Source organism: Mucilaginibacter litoreus, assembly GCF_042676805.1.
Lineage (GTDB): Bacteria > Bacteroidota > Bacteroidia > Sphingobacteriales > Sphingobacteriaceae > Mucilaginibacter > Mucilaginibacter litoreus.
The window spans coordinates 103,163-118,974 of the sequence record NZ_JBHTHZ010000001.1 but is presented as its reverse complement, the minus strand read 5'-3'; the positions used below and the strand labels follow the sequence as shown (position 1 = coordinate 118,974).

General features: G+C 39.0%; 12 protein-coding genes. 7 read left to right on the top strand and 5 right to left on the bottom strand.

The window, feature by feature from the left end:
- The first annotated feature begins 6 nt into the window (after window positions 1-6).
- Window positions 7-2,001 (top strand): conjugal transfer protein MobC, encoded by a 1,995-nt coding sequence (gene mobC / locus ACFQZX_RS00520; RefSeq protein ID WP_377110787.1) that lies wholly within the window; start codon window positions 7-9, stop codon window positions 1,999-2,001.
- Window positions 2,002-2,075: 74 nt separating this feature from the next.
- On the opposite strand, the gene ACFQZX_RS00515 is transcribed toward mobC, so the two are convergent.
- A complete protein-coding gene (locus ACFQZX_RS00515; protein WP_377110786.1) occupies window positions 2,076-3,257 on the bottom strand; it encodes a hypothetical protein in 1,182 nt (393 codons plus the stop codon).
- 276 nt (window positions 3,258-3,533) lie between these two features.
- Here ACFQZX_RS00515 and ACFQZX_RS00510 point away from each other — a divergent pair, with 276 nt between their 5' ends.
- The 6 genes from ACFQZX_RS00510 to ACFQZX_RS00485 all read left to right on the top strand — a co-directional run bounded on the left by ACFQZX_RS00510 (window position 3,534) and on the right by ACFQZX_RS00485 (window position 11,448).
- Complete coding sequence (locus tag ACFQZX_RS00510; protein ID WP_377110785.1) at window positions 3,534-4,082, top strand: DinB/UmuC family translesion DNA polymerase; 549 nt, start codon at window positions 3,534-3,536, stop codon at window positions 4,080-4,082.
- Between the two features lie 280 nt (window positions 4,083-4,362).
- Window positions 4,363-5,238 carry a DUF4007 family protein gene (locus ACFQZX_RS00505; RefSeq protein ID WP_377110784.1) on the top strand — a complete coding sequence of 292 codons (876 nt, stop codon included), beginning with the start codon at window positions 4,363-4,365 and terminating at the stop codon, window positions 5,236-5,238.
- Window positions 5,231-8,461 (top strand): hypothetical protein, encoded by a 3,231-nt coding sequence (locus tag ACFQZX_RS00500; RefSeq protein ID WP_377110783.1) that lies wholly within the window; start codon window positions 5,231-5,233, stop codon window positions 8,459-8,461. The genes ACFQZX_RS00505 and ACFQZX_RS00500 overlap by 8 nt, the downstream gene beginning before the upstream one ends.
- Entirely contained in the window at window positions 8,451-9,560 is a 1,110-nt protein-coding gene (locus ACFQZX_RS00495; protein ID WP_377110782.1) for a phosphoadenosine phosphosulfate reductase domain-containing protein, read from the top strand. Before ACFQZX_RS00500 ends, ACFQZX_RS00495 begins: the two co-directional genes overlap by 11 nt.
- Window positions 9,560-10,585, top strand: a complete 1,026-nt coding sequence (locus ACFQZX_RS00490; RefSeq protein WP_377110781.1) for a DUF262 domain-containing protein — start codon at window positions 9,560-9,562, stop codon at window positions 10,583-10,585. The genes ACFQZX_RS00495 and ACFQZX_RS00490 overlap by 1 nt, the downstream gene beginning before the upstream one ends.
- Window positions 10,586-10,590: 5 nt before the next feature.
- The gene (locus ACFQZX_RS00485; RefSeq protein WP_377110780.1) at window positions 10,591-11,448 is read left to right on the top strand and encodes an SIR2 family protein; all 858 of its coding nucleotides are present in this window, start codon (window positions 10,591-10,593) and stop codon (window positions 11,446-11,448) included.
- A gap of 281 nt (window positions 11,449-11,729) precedes the next feature.
- On the opposite strand, the gene ACFQZX_RS00480 is transcribed toward ACFQZX_RS00485, so the two are convergent.
- From ACFQZX_RS00480 to ACFQZX_RS00465, 4 genes are read right to left on the bottom strand one after another with little or no spacing between them, the layout of a single operon-like run.
- Entirely contained in the window at window positions 11,730-12,857 is a 1,128-nt protein-coding gene (locus ACFQZX_RS00480) for a hypothetical protein (protein ID WP_377110779.1), read from the bottom strand.
- Window positions 12,858-12,904: 47 nt separating this feature from the next.
- Complete coding sequence (locus ACFQZX_RS00475) at window positions 12,905-13,426, bottom strand: hypothetical protein (protein WP_377110778.1); 522 nt, start codon at window positions 13,424-13,426, stop codon at window positions 12,905-12,907.
- 2 nt (window positions 13,427-13,428) lie between these two features.
- Complete coding sequence (locus ACFQZX_RS00470) at window positions 13,429-15,576, bottom strand: AAA family ATPase (RefSeq protein ID WP_377110777.1); 2,148 nt, start codon at window positions 15,574-15,576, stop codon at window positions 13,429-13,431.
- Window positions 15,573-15,806 (bottom strand): hypothetical protein, encoded by a 234-nt coding sequence (locus ACFQZX_RS00465; RefSeq protein ID WP_377110776.1) that lies wholly within the window; start codon window positions 15,804-15,806, stop codon window positions 15,573-15,575. Before ACFQZX_RS00465 ends, ACFQZX_RS00470 begins: the two co-directional genes overlap by 4 nt.
- Between the last annotated feature and the right edge of the window lie 6 nt (window positions 15,807-15,812).

The window sequence follows — 15,812 nt, the reverse complement described above, 5'->3', positions numbered from 1 at the left end:
GAACTCATGCAAACGGGAGAAGATATACAGGGCCTGCGCAAGATCGTCGATCTGACACGCCTGATCAGTGTTTTTATACTGGCCATTCATTTTTATTTAAGCTGCTACCAGGCTTTTAAGCATTGGCACTGGACGGCGGATATCACTGATCGGATCATTCGCAATATCGCTAAAACGGGGCTTTTCGTGGATATGATCCGGCCAAAATTGGCTGCTTTGTTATCCCTGGTCATTTCTCTAGTCGGCGTAAAAGGCAGAAAGGATGAGAAGATCCAGAAGAAGACGATCGTTGCCTATGTGCTGACCGGTCTGCTGGTCTATTTTATCGCCGTACTGGCCTTTTACCTGCAAGCAGACAGGGAGCTGATCGCTGTCATTTACATGAGTCTGACCGCTACTGGTTATCTGCTGATCCTGACCGGGGGGACCTATCTCAGCCGTCTGATCAAAAACGCGCTGCATGCCGATATTTTCAATACCGAGCAGGAAACCTTTCCGCAGGAGGAGCGCTTACTGGAAAATGAATATTCTTTTAATCTGAAAGCGAAATACCGTTTGAAGGGAGCGACGCGTGATTCCTGGGTGAATTTTGTCAATCCGCACCGCAGTATCCTGCTGATCGGTTCGGCAGGTGCGGGCAAAACCTATTTCGTGATCCGGCCGATGATCGATCAGGCGATCCGGAAGGGTTCTAGCCTGTTTATCTATGATTTTAAGTTTGATGACCTGACGAAGATCGCCTATAACAAGTTGCTGCAATACCGGGACAACTATAAGCTTAAACCAAAATTTTATGTGATCAATTTTGAGGATGCAAGCAAAAGCTATCGCTGTAACCCTTTGGAACCGGCAGGTATGACGGATATTACCGATGCGACGGAAGCCTCGCGGACGATCATGCTGGGGCTGAACCGGGACTGGGCAAAGAAGCAGGGGGATTTCTTTGTGGAAAGTGCGATCAATTTTTTGACGGCGATTATCTGGTACCTGCGCAAGTATAAAGATGGTAAGTATTGTACGCTGCCGCATGCGCTGGAGTTGATGCAGGTGGATTATGATAGTTTGTTCGCGGTATTGCAGGAAGAGGAGGAGATCAAAATGCTGATCAATCCTTTTGTGTCGGCCTTACTGCGCAAAGCGGCGCCACAGTTGGAAGGACAGATCGGCAGTACGAAGATCGCGATGGCGCGTTTGTCCTCACCGCAATTGTACTACGTGTTAAGCGGAAATGATTTTACCTTGGATATTAATGATCCACAGGCACCTAAAATCGTTTGCCTGGGTAATAATCCGCTGAAAATACAGTCCTTCGGCCCGGTAGCTTCGTTGTTTGCAACCCGAGCGCTGAAGGTCTGTAACCAGAAGAATAAGCTGAAGTCGGTGTTTATTTTTGATGAGTACCCGACGCTGGCCGTGGATACGATCCCGGCGATCAGTACAGGCCGGAGCAATCTGATGTCGGTGGTACTGGGGATCCAGTCAGTAGAGCAATTAAAGGATAATTACGGGGCGGAGAAGGCGGCCGTGATCACGAGTATTGGTGGTAACCTGATCTGCGGGCAGCAGACGGGTGACGCGGCGAAGAAGTTATCGGAGACTTTTGGTAAAATTATGCAGGAGCGAGAAAGTAAGAGTATTAATGCCAGTGATACATCGATCACGAAGTCGACGCAACTGGAGTATGCGATTCCGGCCTCGCGGATCGCATCGTTATCATCCGGTGAGTTCGTGGGTTTTGTGGCGGATAATCCGGATCAACGCATTCCGCAGAAGATCTTTCATGCGGAGCTGCAGAATGATCATGCGGCGATCGCTAAAGAAACGGCGGCTTACCGGGATCTACCGCAGATAAGGGAGGTGTCAGTGGAGGATATTAAGGAGAATTATCTGAAGATCAAAGCGGATATACGGAATCTGATCGCGAATGAGCTGCCGGACGTTGGAGAGGATGCCATTGATGAAGAAGAGGATGGGGATAAAGACGTGGCGGTATCGATGTGATTGGCATAGGCAGCACGCCAATCACACCAAAGTAAAACCAGATAATAAATTCTTGTAAAAAACCTTCTCAAATTCTAATCCTCAACTTTAAGATGCTTAGGTAGCCTATTGTACCATGCGATAATGTTGTAAGTTATCGTTTTTAAGAAATTGTTAAAATTAGCAAGTTCAGTTTGAGGACATTCATTCTGATCGCTCACATAATTTGACTTTGCATGAACGATTGAATTTCTTGTACTGTACAAAACTGTACCTAATGTATTTGTTACTGCTTGCTGAATATCAAGCTTTATATCATACGTGAAATCTTCTCGCTTGAATCCGTGCTGTTTTGTGGTTTTTTTCTTAAGAAATTCTGGAAAATCCGCGAACGCATCAACAATATCAATCGCTTCGGTGAGCAAGTTTTGCGCAAGTTCTTTATCAGTTTGCGCTGCACGAAATTTATCGGCAATAGAGAAAATACTTTTTATATCATTGTTCGATACATCGCGCATTCGAATACCGTCAAGTTTGCGCGTTACATTTTCGTAAGCAACCCGTTTAGCAGCTATGGGTGAATAAAATTCTATGATTTTATAATAGTACAAGAATTTTATTTCGTCATCTGCAGAACCTAATGCTTTCCTAAATAAATCCATACCCTCCGTATATTCTGGAAGGTTGTTTACTACGTGATCTTTTGCCGGTGTTTCTTCGTAATCATAATCAAAAAGTGGTTCGGTTATTTGATGAAATTCAATGGCAATTCCGCATATATTTGAGAATTCATACAAATACGATTTAACTAAACTCATTTCTTCCTTTTCCGATAACCTTTTCTGCGAGTCAGCATATACAATTTCAACCGCATGATACTGAGAACAGGGAGGCCAATATTTATCATAGAAATCAAGTTTTACAGATGCTATTCCAATGAGCAGTGGATTGTCGATAAGCCGAATACGGTATAAACCTTCCTTTTTTAATTCCAAGCGATGCTCAGCGACAACAATTTCCAATGAATAATCGTGAGCCGTAACTGGTATTTGTGTAATGGTTGGAGAATAAACCTTTTGCGGGGTTGTTTCAAGGTTATTGATTTCCGGAACATATTTGAGCAGATCTTCTAAATCAATCTCAATTTCGTCTCTAGGAAATATAATAGTGACTGTTTCATCTCCCTCGTCTAGGTCAGACGGGTAAATTTCCATTTCGTTTCTTAGAGTTTCAAATGCTTTTTCAATTGAAGCAATATCTTTTTTAGTTGCGGCCATAATTAGTGATATGGTTGAGTTTAGATTTTTGTACTTTGTTTAAACGAGCTAGAAAATATCTACACGCCTCAAAGATATTCTTTCTAGCAATATAAGTGGCTAGCGTAGAACTATATATGACTGATACATTTCAACTACATTCTCTAGAATTTAACGCTATGAACTTAAGGCTGATTATTACCCAGATTATGATATTCTTCATAAAGCCATTCAACATGACCTTTTATAGCTAAGCGCACAAGTAATTCGTTACTGCCTTGTAATGTGATCCGGGATGTGGCGGAGCGTTCGAAGGGGATCGAGAGCAGTCAGAGTTTTAATACTTACCAGACGGCGCTGGAGCAGATCGAGGAAGCGACGGCGATGCATGCGGCGACGGTGGCGCTGAAGTTAAGGCAGCAGCGGAGTATGGCTTTGACGCTGACGATCTATCTGCGGACGAATAAGCATAATATCACGCATGATCAGCATTATCCGAGTATTACGGTGAAGGTGTCGTTTGCGACGAACAGTACGCAGGAGCTGACGAAGATCTGTGTGCAGGCTTTGCGGGCGATCTGGCAGCCTGGTTATAATTATCTGAAAACGGGGGTGAGGGCGACGGGGATTATTCCGGCGGGTGAGGTGCAGTTTAATTTGTTTCGGGGTTATGATAACAGTAAACAGCAAAAGCTGAGTGGTCTGCTGGATGAGATTAATGCCAGGTATGGACGTGGTGTGCTGCGGATGGCGGCGGAAGGGTATGAGAAGCGCTGGGTGATGAAGCAGAAGTTTCTGAGTAAGCAGTATACGACGGACTGGAGGGATATTGTGGTGACGAAGTGAAAAGTATCATTGAGATTAAGTTTGAATAATTTGAATAGTTGCTCAAGAAGAGATATATTTAACATTAAAAGATTGCCTAAACTGAGATCAAGACATTTCCATTTAAGATATCTCAAGACAGTTCAATTTTTCTCAACACTAAAAAAGTTGACAATGAACCTGTGTATTTGAGAATTAGATTGTTTAGCATTTCGTTGTTGATAAATCTTGTACTTTACTCTTAAGGAGATTAATAGCTTTGTTCTTGGATAAGAATATCTGTTAAGAGAGGATAGTTAATATGAAGATAGGCTTTTCGGGCCATGAGACGTTTGTTTGCCGCACTTTTTGGTTAAAAAAAGGCTATGATTTTGTTATGGCCGGTCGTTCTTTTACACAAGAAGATGCGGTCGTTTTTTTAGGTGTAGGTAAGAACATGGTTACCGCGATTAATTTTTGGTTACGCGGTTTTAATATTTATGATCGAGAGAATAACCAGGCTACTGAATTGGGTCGTTTTCTGTTTGAAGGCCATGATCCTTTTTTAGAAGATTCCGCATCTCTTTGGTTATTGCATCACTCCATAGTTAAAAGTCAAAAGGTTTTTATTTTTAATGCTTTTTTTAATGAGTTCACTAAAGAAAAAAGTGAGTTTACCCGCGAGCATTTGATTGGTTTTATGAAGCGTAAAACCGAAGAAGAAGAAATTAAGCTTTTCAGTGATAAAACTTATGAATCTGATGCAGCGGTGTTTTTAAGAACCTATGTGAGAGCTAATGATGGTAAAGTTGATGTCGAGGATGAGACTGCTAACCTTTTGATTGAACTGAATTTGATCTCTATGTATTATAAAGAAAATACGGAAGGCCGGGCCGTACAGTGGTATCGCGTTAATCGACAAGATCGGAGAGATCTCCCTTTACCAATTTTATTATTCGCGATATTAGATAAGTATGGAGAAAGTACGCAATCTATCGCCTTTAATGAGTTACTAGAAGGTACGGATTCTCCGGGTTCAATTTTTAGATTAAGCGAGCGGGCCTTAGAAAATAAACTACATGATTTGGCAAATGAGTACCACGAAGAAATGAGTTTTAGTGATACTGCGGGAAACCGGGTATTACAAATTAACAGAGAATTAGATAAATGGATTATTTTGGGAGAATACTATGACTAGCAACTTTTCTCCATCAGTCAATATATCGATCAATCCGATCGACCTAGCTGGTTATTTCTTAACCTCAAATGTACAAGGTGTTTTTGACAGTGTCATTAACAACTATAAATCAGGTGTTCGGTCAATTAACTTGATTGGCGCTTATGGCACTGGCAAATCATCCTTTCTATCAGCATTTTCTCAGCATTTGGCTGGAAATAAAGTTTTTTTTGAAGCAGGTAAATGGTCTTCTTTAAAAAAATTCGAATTTATTAATGTAGTCGGAGAATATAGCTCGTTCATTCAATTACTTGGAACAACCCTTAATACTGACAGTGAAAAATCTGGTCATGTTTTGAAAGCTTTTCAGGAATATATCGTCCAACGCACTCAACAAAAAGTTTCAGTTGTCCTGATTGTTGATGAGTTTGGTAAATTATTAGAGTATGCCGCAAAGAATGACCCTGAACGAGAATTATTCTTCCTTCAACAGCTTGCAGAATTTGTTAATAATGGTGGCCAAGACGTGTTATGGCTCACAACGTTACATCAGGACTTCGCTGGATATGCACTTGATCTGAATAAAAATCAACGTAATGAGTGGATTAAAGTAAAGGGTCGCTTTAAGGAAATCACGTTTAACGAACCCGTCGAGCAGCTGATTTATTTAGCTAGTGAACAATTGAATTCTAATGTACCAGTTGTATTGGAAAAACAATTTGCTCAGTTATGGGATTCAATATCGAACGCTAAAGTTTATCCTTTAAGAGACTTTTTTGATATTGACGTTGCCCGGAAACTATACCCATTGGATATTCTTTCTGCAGCCATATTAGCGCTTTCCCTGCAGCAATACGGACAAAATGAAAGATCTTTATTTAGTTTCTTGAAGGGTGAAAGTGCGTACGACCTCAGAGAGTTTTCACAAAACAAGAAAGCTTTTTATAAAGTTAGTCAGGTATATGATTTTTTAAATTATAATCTTAACTCTTTTTTACTTTCCAAAGCCAATCCGCATTATTCAAAGTGGGCAGAAATTCGCAACGCATTAGAAAGGGTAGAAGGTGAATTTGGTTATCAACTTCAAAATCTTTATCAGGGTGTTATCAAAACAATTGGTTTGTTTCAGATATTCCTACCTGGAAGCGCTCGGATATCTAGACAGTTTTTGATTGAATATTTAGGTGTCGATAAGGAAAAAGATGTTGTCGACAAGGCAATCTCTGATTTGGAACAAAAGTTTATTATCCGTTATTACAACAGGAGGGGACGTTATTCTCTTCACGAAGTTAGTGATGTGGATATTGATTTGGCGCTTCATGAAGCTGCATCTGAAGTAAGCTTGGCTAATGATGTCGTAAAATACCTCAACGCGTATTTTGCATTTCCTACGATTACTGCCAAACGTGCTTATTTCCATTATGGTACGCCGCGGGTTTTCCAATTTAAGATCACTGATAACCCATATGTTTCATCCGTTCCTGAAGGGGAAATAGATGGTTACATCAATTTAATATTCAATCCCTATTTAGAGTCGGATGATATTGCCGCTGTTGCTAGCAGAAATGAAGAGGCGATATTATATGGTTTATTTAGAAACGCCAATGATATTAAGAATTCCATAGAGGAAATTGAGAAGGCGGAAATTGCAAAAGATAAATATAAAGATGATCGAATAGCGCGGAGAGAGCTGGATTCTATTATCGACGCTCAAAAGAACTTGTTAAGCCATTATGTTTTGCATAGTTTGTACGATGATAACATTGTTCAATGGTTTTATCGCGATAGGGAAATCGATTTTGTGCAAAATAACAGAGATTTTAATGGTCTGTTGTCGGATATATGTGAAGAGGTATATGTTAATCAGCCAATTTTTAGAAGCGAGATCGTCAATAAATCTAAACTTTCTCCAGCAGCCTCCACTGCACGAAAGGATCTCTTTAAAGGGATCATTGAACATTCTGCAGACGATTTTCTAGGAATCACCGGATTCCCCCCTCAAAAAAGTATTTATTTTTCATTGCTGCGAGAAACAGGTATTCATCACTTAGCTGCCTCGGGGTGGGTTATAGATCAACCAGAAGTGGATAACTGCAATTTTTTACCACTTTTTCAAGCTTGTGATGAATTTGTTCAAACCACGATTGGGGCCAAAAGGAGTTTATCGGAACTTTACGATAAGCTGTCCAAAAGGCCTTTCAAGCTAAAAAGAGGCTTCCTAGACTTTTGGATACCGATTTATTTATTGATTAAACGTGACGATTTCGCTATGTATGGCGAAAAGGGTTTTATTACCGACCTCGATGGTGAGGTATTAGAACTTTTAATTAAGCGACCGAAAGAGTATGCTATCAAAGCATTTGATACCGAAGGGATACGCATCGATTTGTTCAATCAATACCGAATAATGTTAAGCTTAGATCCTGCATCTCAAACTTCGACCGATTCATTTATTCAAACAGTTGTCCCTTATATAAAATTTTATAAGGGACTTCATCCTTATGTAAAGCACACCAAGCGTATATCTCGCCAGGCACAAAAGGTAAGACAAGCTTTGACCAATGCCACAGATCCGGAAATATTATTTTTTGAGGATTTTCCTCGGGCTTTAGGTTTTGATATCGTGCAACTCCATAAAAGTCCGGAGTTATTGAAGGATTTTTCAGAAAAGTTGATGGCGGTAATGCGAGAACTACGTTCCGCATATGATGATCTGTTAAACCGATTTGAAAGGGTTATCAACACGTTATGGAATCAAGATTTAGAGTTTAGCCAGTATAAAGACAGATTACGCGCGCGCTACCAGCTTACCTTGAAACATTATCTATTATTACCTTATCAAAGGACATTTTATGATCGTATATGTTCACCACTGGAGCAAAGAAATGCCTGGCTTTCTTCGGTTGCGCAAGCGGTTATCGGTAAAACTCTAGAAAATATTACTGATGAGGATGAGTTAAAATTATTTGATAAATTTATTCAGATCATTCATGAAATGGATAATTTGAATGATTTTGATAAACACAATGTTGATCTGGAAACTGAAAAAGCCCTTAGGTTAGAAATTACGATCCCTGGCCAAAAGGGAAGTCATCGGTTGATCCGCATGCCTAAGGAAAAGGTTATGAGCCAAGATGCGTTGGAGGAAAAAATGAATGCGTTGATCCAGCAGGAAGATCAATTTACCAGGATCGCTATTTTAGCGGAAATGTTACGTAAAGAATTAGAAAAAAATGGAGAATAAAGTGGTTCGACACGTACTTGGAATTTCAGGCGGTAAAGATAGTGCTGCGTTAGCGATATATATGCAATCTTTATATCCTGAGCTAGCTATTGAATATTACACTTGTGATACCGGTAAGGAGCTTGATGAAACTTATCAGCTTATTGCGAATTTAGAATCTCGTTTAGGCGTGTCGATCCATAAGCTTTACGCCCCAACAGCAGACCATGATAATCCTTTTGACTTTTACCATCGTTTATACGGTGGTTTTTTGCCGTCCTCAAACGCAAGATGGTGTACCCAAAAGCTAAAGATCGAGCCATTTGAAGCGTACATAGGAACTAAGCCGGTTATTTCTTACGTGGGAATACGCGGCGATGAGGATAGGGAAGGATATATCTCTACTAAAAACAATGTGCAGTCTATTTTTCCTTTTCGGAAGAATATCTGGAGCGAAGAAGTTATCAGGCGTGTTCTGAAAAACGATAAGCGCGAGATACTACAAAAGCTTTATAAGGATTTTTTGCCGCATAATTTATACGAAAGAGCGAAAGATCTTATAGCCGCTCCGCTCTCACCTGCTTTTGATCAAGATCTTAAATTGAAAAATTTATTAGAACTTGGTGTAAAAGAGTTTAATCATGTGGTCTTTCAAACATTGAAGGGATCAGATTTACCAATTGGTTCAGTTGAGCGCTTTCCGTTACTAGATAACGAAGAAATCCTTATAAGGGATGACATTTTCCGGATCCTTCGCGAAAGTGGTGTAGGGGTACCGCAATACTATGAGGAAGTACCTTACGAAGTTGAAGGCAAGCAGGGATTTTATAACAGAAGTCGATCAGGGTGTTTCTTTTGCTTTTTTCAACAGAAGATTGAGTGGGTTTGGCTGTATGAAAAGAATCCATCAAAATTCTTTTTAGCAATGGAATATGAGAAAGATGGATACACCTGGATGCAAAACGAACGGTTAGAAGATTTAATCAATCCTGCTAGAATTAAACAGATTAAAGAAGAGTTTCTAAATAAACAAATCGCGGCAGCCAAAAATCGGACATCTAAGAAACTTATTGATATTCTTGATGCGGAAGAAGAAGGTTGTGCAGCCTGCTTCATATAATGAAAATCGAATCTAAAGAAATCACCATTAAAGACGCTTTTGAGCAGTGGGATCGTATCGATCCTAAACCTCAATACCAAAGGACGCCGGTATGGCAAATTGACCGGAAACGTTTGCTAGTTGATTCAATTCTTCGAGGATATGATTTACCAAAGTTTTATCTTAATCGATTGAATGGAAATGCATTTTTTGACTTTGAAGTCTGCGATGGACAGCAACGGCTTCGAACAATACACGAATTTATCAATGGCGGTTTTTCGTTGGGAAAAGACACGATAATCGACTCCAGAAATTTATCAGGCTTGTCTTTTGAAGATCTTCCTGCCGAAGTAAAGACCTCTCTAAATAATTACAAGCTTACTTACGCGGTAATTGTTGAGGCGACGCATAATGAGATCCGAGATCTTTTTGCAAGACTGCAAAAGGGAATGGGATTGAACCAGGCTGAATTAAGACGAGCATTATCTACTAATATTGGCGTCTACGTAGAAACTATTGTTAACACAAATAATTTTTTTAAAAATTGCGGAATTTCCGATGTCCGTAATAAACACCAGGACTATATCGACCATGTGATTGCTTTCATCGTTAATGGATTTGATAGGGATTTGAAAGGGCAGTACTTAAAGGACGTTTATACGACCATTTCCCCTGAAGGTGCAAGCGATCTCGTTAGGAAAATCAATCAAGTACTTGAGCAAATGGAAAAGATAAATTCTTACGCGAACGGTATTTTCAAAAATAAATGGGCATTTGTCGATGCGTTCATTTTAATTTATCAGAATCTACAGCAAGGTCGAGTCGCACCACCGAAACCCTTTGCAAGGGAGTTAGAAAAATTCGAAGTTAAGCGAAAGCAGAATAACAGAGCCCCCAATAGGCTAATTGAAAATCTTCAATCGACAGACGAAGATAAGCGACTATATACTTATATTAGTTCCTTTCAAAAAGATGGAGCACTTAAGAATAATTTAAGACGTCGTAATGAAGCATTTACTGGGCAATTTAATTTTATCTTCTCGTAATACTTATGGCATTTGATCCTACGAAAATTCCTAGTGATTTAATAGATTCTCTCCAAAAGCATAAAGCAGGCGTTTACGTCGGCGCTGGATTATCACAAGCCGTAGGGTTACCAGGTTGGGGTGCGCTTCTTTCAGAATTAGTACAATTATCTCAAACGGTAAGTTATCAACCTAATCAAAAATTCATCGATGACGTTAATGCGTTAATAGCAGACCCTGCAAAATTTTTGGTGGCTGCTCAAGAATTGAAGGATTTTTTGCAGGACGATTTAAGAAAATACATTATCAATAAGTTCGCCGATAAATGTCCGCCGCCGTCCGATTTACATAAGCTATTGATCAAACTGCCGTTTACCTTTTTTATAACTACTAACTACGATACTCTTTTAGAAAACGCCTACGTTTTAGTGAATCAAAAACAAGCTAAGGTTTATACTTTTAAAGATAGTCCTGATATAGCCTATGACTTATGGAATGGCACACAGTTTATTCTTAAAGCACATGGCGACGCCAATAAAGCGCAGCAAGGTATTATTTTAACGGAAAGGGATTACCGTCAAATACTTTTTCAGGAACGCGGCTATCAGAGCATATTACAATCTCTTTTTACAACTAAAACAATTTTGTTTTTAGGTTCATCGTTATCTGATCCTGAATTGAAATTATTATTGAGTTTTATTCATAGTTCTTTTCATGGGGGAGGGCCGACACATTATGCACTAATTTCTGAAGATCAAATGAATTCAGCAGAAGCAGAAAGTTGGCGAAAGAACTTTAACATAAAAGTTATTGCGTATAGCCCAAAAGACAATCACCAAGAAGTCTTCGACTTTTTAACTGAACTCGAGGGGCTTATTAGTTGATAATCTAATTTATCAAATTATCCAGTCGCTTATTTGATGCATGAACATTTGAAAAAGTTTGGTATTAACATTAACTTTGAGAATGACAATAATGCAAACTATTTCGGGGTGTGTTACCATAGGCGGCCAGGTCGTCGGATTTGGAACAGGTGTCTTCGGAATGATTAAACTTGCCAAAAAAACTTTCAGTAGCCAGCGGCAAAATGTATCTTCAGAGGACTTGCAAGGTTAATTAAATTAACTTTTGAAAATTATCAATTTTCACCCAGTAATTTTAATTTTTAACCTAAGGTTAATTCGTCGTTATATTGCCTTTCTAAAGCTAATAGTCTATGATGGCCTCTTAAGTATCCAGCTAGGTCCTCCTTAAAGAGATTGAAATCTTTACCTTCTGTATTCTCAACACTAATCAATAAAAAGAACGACAGATGCGGTAGTCCTGCTTTATATGTTAAAAAATCTTGATCGAGGTACCGCTTAACTATTCCTCCTGAAAGGAATACAATATGCATGTTGTATCTAAAATATTGTTGTTTGATCAAATTCATTGTGGTCTGCTCGTGTTTACCTGGAAATGTTTTCTTAAATAAGTAAATATTTATAGTTGCTTTTCCTATAGAAACTTGTTCGCAATATTCAATTTGCTGAGCCTTAAACTTTTGGATTTTGAAAGTCAGACCCAGTGTAGTTTTGGTTAAAAAGCGATCAAATGAGTATCTCTCACTTTTGTCGCGTAAAGTAATCGGTAGCGTCGTGTCGTGCAGATATTGTTGTAAATGATCCAATAGATCTTTCGATATCACTGACCGGCCACCAATAGGTAACGTATAATTGTAAAGTTTAATAATCCAGCTGTCGGTAGTGGAGTTTGGATTTATTTTAAATGAGTCTAATGATTCGGCGCCACCAGACGCTGACCGCCTAAAGAGTGTAAATTGGGGCTTCTTACTCTCTTGTACAATTAAACAATATTGATTTAAGCCACAAAATGCCATTAATAGTGAAGCTACACGATTTGTATCAGGTGCTCCGGCTTGACCTCTAATAATTAAATTAGTTTCGAATCTTTCGCCATCAACAGTTACCAGGATTTGGTCTGAAAATTCTTCTAAGGCTCGGTACGTTTGCCAACCAGATGATTCTGGAAATAACTTTTCGCGGATTTTCTCAGGTCTAAGATCTAAAGAGGGTAATGGATAACCCTTTATCTGGTTGAAATAACTTAATTTCTGAAAGGTTAGTTCTTGTAAAAGTGAAGCTAAGGGTTCGATTGAATTTAAACTCTCCAAGCGGGAATAAAATGGCTTCCAAGATTCACCTAAATTACTTAGATATACTTCGGTATTTGTGAGAGCATCAGTTACTTCCTGTTCATTATTGGCTTGCAGTAATCTCGTAAGTAACTCCATTTATTTAGTTAATGGATAGAATTAAAAAATCGCTGATTCAGTATTAATCAATTGATTTGAGATTCTATTAACTGCAAAAAACCTGTCGGTTGTAGTAATAGATTAGGATTTTCTTCTAATTGTTCTTTGATCAGCATGAGACCACCATTGGTAAAGGATTCCATTGTTGTCAATAAGAGCTTTACAGCTTCTTCTTCAGAAATTAATCCTTTTTCTAAGGCTAAAAGGTCAATATCGGTTTTTGCAATGAGGGCTGAAAAAATATACTCTTGTATACCCGTGAAATCTTTACGGCCAATTCTTGTTCCTTTACTCCCCCAGTTTTGGATGGCGAAACTAAAATCTACTTTTTTTGCCTGATCGGGAATTGGTTCATATTGATTATTATATAGTCCAAGGAAAAAGGCATAGACGTACAGTTCATAGTTGTTGCTGAAGTGCTTACCATAATCTTCACGTGTGGACTCGGCTCCTCCAAATTTTCGGCTTAATCGATCAAATAGCGAAGTCCTAAATTCTTCATTAAATTTAGGTTCTTTGGTTTTAAATTTGTCAAATAAATTGTTCATGGCTAATAAGTGATGACTTCTGTATTAATGGTCGTCAAATTCTGTGAGTCAAATGGTCGTTCAAGTCTTATCCAAAAAGCTCGGTCTTTTTTAATAGCATTAAATTCTTCCTTAATTGATAATTGTCCGGTTTCTTTATCGGTTGTGATATAGTCTTTGGATAAAAGGATAATTTGTGCACCGCTGCCATGTATGATATTTAGAAACTCACCTGTTTTAGTTTCTCCGAATGAAGAGGTTGGCGCGTCAAAGATTAATGGATAGATTTCTGTTCGCTTGGTCTTCGTCAGTTCTGCAACAGCGAATAGAACAGAGATATACATTGAAGTCAAAAGCGACTGGTTAGGTTTATATAGTGTTCTGCCACTCTCTTGTAGTTCAATTCGCAATAAAGTTTCCTCTCTTCTTATTATTTTATTGAACTGTATAAACCCTGTAAAAGCACCGGTATTTAACTTAGCGAAAAATTTGTTCGAAGTATCTTGTAATAAATTGATAAACTCATCAAATTTCTGCTCTTTCGTTTCTTTGAAGATATGTTCAATGTCTCGAAGTAATTCTTGCGTTTTTAGTAAAAATGGGTGAACCGAGCGAGTATCGAGCGCTGCTTTTTCAGCTCTTCTTCTTTCTAAAGTTTCGTTTTTACTCTCTATTATCGATTCAATGTTGTTCAGTTTCCTGTTTACTTCTTTAAGATCAGCTTGCCATCCGTTGTAATTTTTAAATACCTCGGTTAACTTTTGTGCTCCACCGGTTTCACTGCCGATAATATTTTGACGTGTCCGTTGTGCTTCAGCTAACTGTTCATTTAGCTCGTCCAATTCTATTTTACGGGCTTGGTTAAATTCAAAATGATCTTTTATTTTAGTTCGGATAGTTCTGATATTAACCATATTGTCCTGTTGCATCATGCTCAGGTTTGTCAAACGGTGGGTGTAATTATTTGGAAATAGAACCTCCTCTTCAATTGGTTCTTCTGCAGGCTTTTGACTATCCAAGTATTCCTGCAATCGCATTTCCATGAACTTATATTCCGGAGAATCTTTTTTAGCATCGCGTCCACAGACCTTGCATTTTTCATCCCTGATCATTTCTTCCATATGAGTACGCGAAGGCGTGCCCAACGGTAAAGGAATAGCTGGATCAATTAAAGCTGCGCTTAATTGAGCGGCACCTTGCCGCTGTCCAATCTCTCGGTCGTATGCACGTTGTTGTTCTCGTTTTGTGGCGTCTAGTTGTTTGATTTTTTCGGAAAAGACGACTTGAAGTGGTTCAAAATGAAGCAATAACCACTGTTCATCAAATAAGCAGGTGGTATAATCTTCTTGAATTTTGCTTCCTACACTATTGATACGTTCTTCTAAGTTTCTGATCTGCCTATTCACAGTTTCTAAGGCCTCAGCATTACCAACGTGTTTTTCTACTTCTTGAAGTCCAGCCTCGATGTTTGCTTTGTCTTCTAGTGCAAGTTGCAGCACGCGAGTGCGATTGGAAATATCAGCAGATAGGTCAGCTATTTCTCTTTCAAGCTCCGTGTATTTAGCCATAATTCGTTGATCATTACGACTGGCATCGCCCACAGCTTTTTCGGCTTTTTCTCTCAAGAATTCGCCTTTTTCTGCGTATTTGTTGTAGTGACGTGCATCAGAGTATAACTCCACAAGATTCATCAATGTCGCATCCTCACGGAATATATTTAATTCGGTTTCTCCTTTGAATAAAGAGTAACGGCGAATTTCCTCTGGAAACAGATTTTTTATTAGCATCGATCCGTCAACAGGTGTTCGCTCACCTGACTGGTTTTCTTCGATGCCTTCCAATTGAAAAGCAAATGTTCGAGGGCTACCATCTTCTGTTTTTTCAACAGAGAACGAACGAACAATTGTTTTTGTATTGTCGAATTGTTCTGCCGTTAATATCACGCTCACAGTAAACGTCTCACCAATCGCGGCATCGTGCAGAGCTTTAGCTGAAATCAATTGTGACAACCCCTTATCATCACCACTGAACAACCAATCTAGCGCTTCAAAGAATTTGGTTTTTCCTTCACCGTTTTCCCCGAGAATAATATTTAAACCGTCAGACAACACGAATTTTTTACGGCCAAAATAGCACAGAAAGTTCTGTAATGTAATTTCCTTAATGATCATAACCCTGCTTCATTTAAATAGTTAGTTACTGTGATTCGCAAAGCCTGGTCAGAAGATTGTGGCGAACTTTCCAAACCCTGTACAATAAGAGCGATTGTTTTAACAATTGGTTTATCAGAAGTAAGCGCCTCACGCAGACGTAAATGCTGATCTTCGGTCGTAAGATGATATTTATCAACCAGCAGTCGGTGTTTAAGAAAAGTTTGAAGAATGGTATCGTGTCTAGCCATATGTTT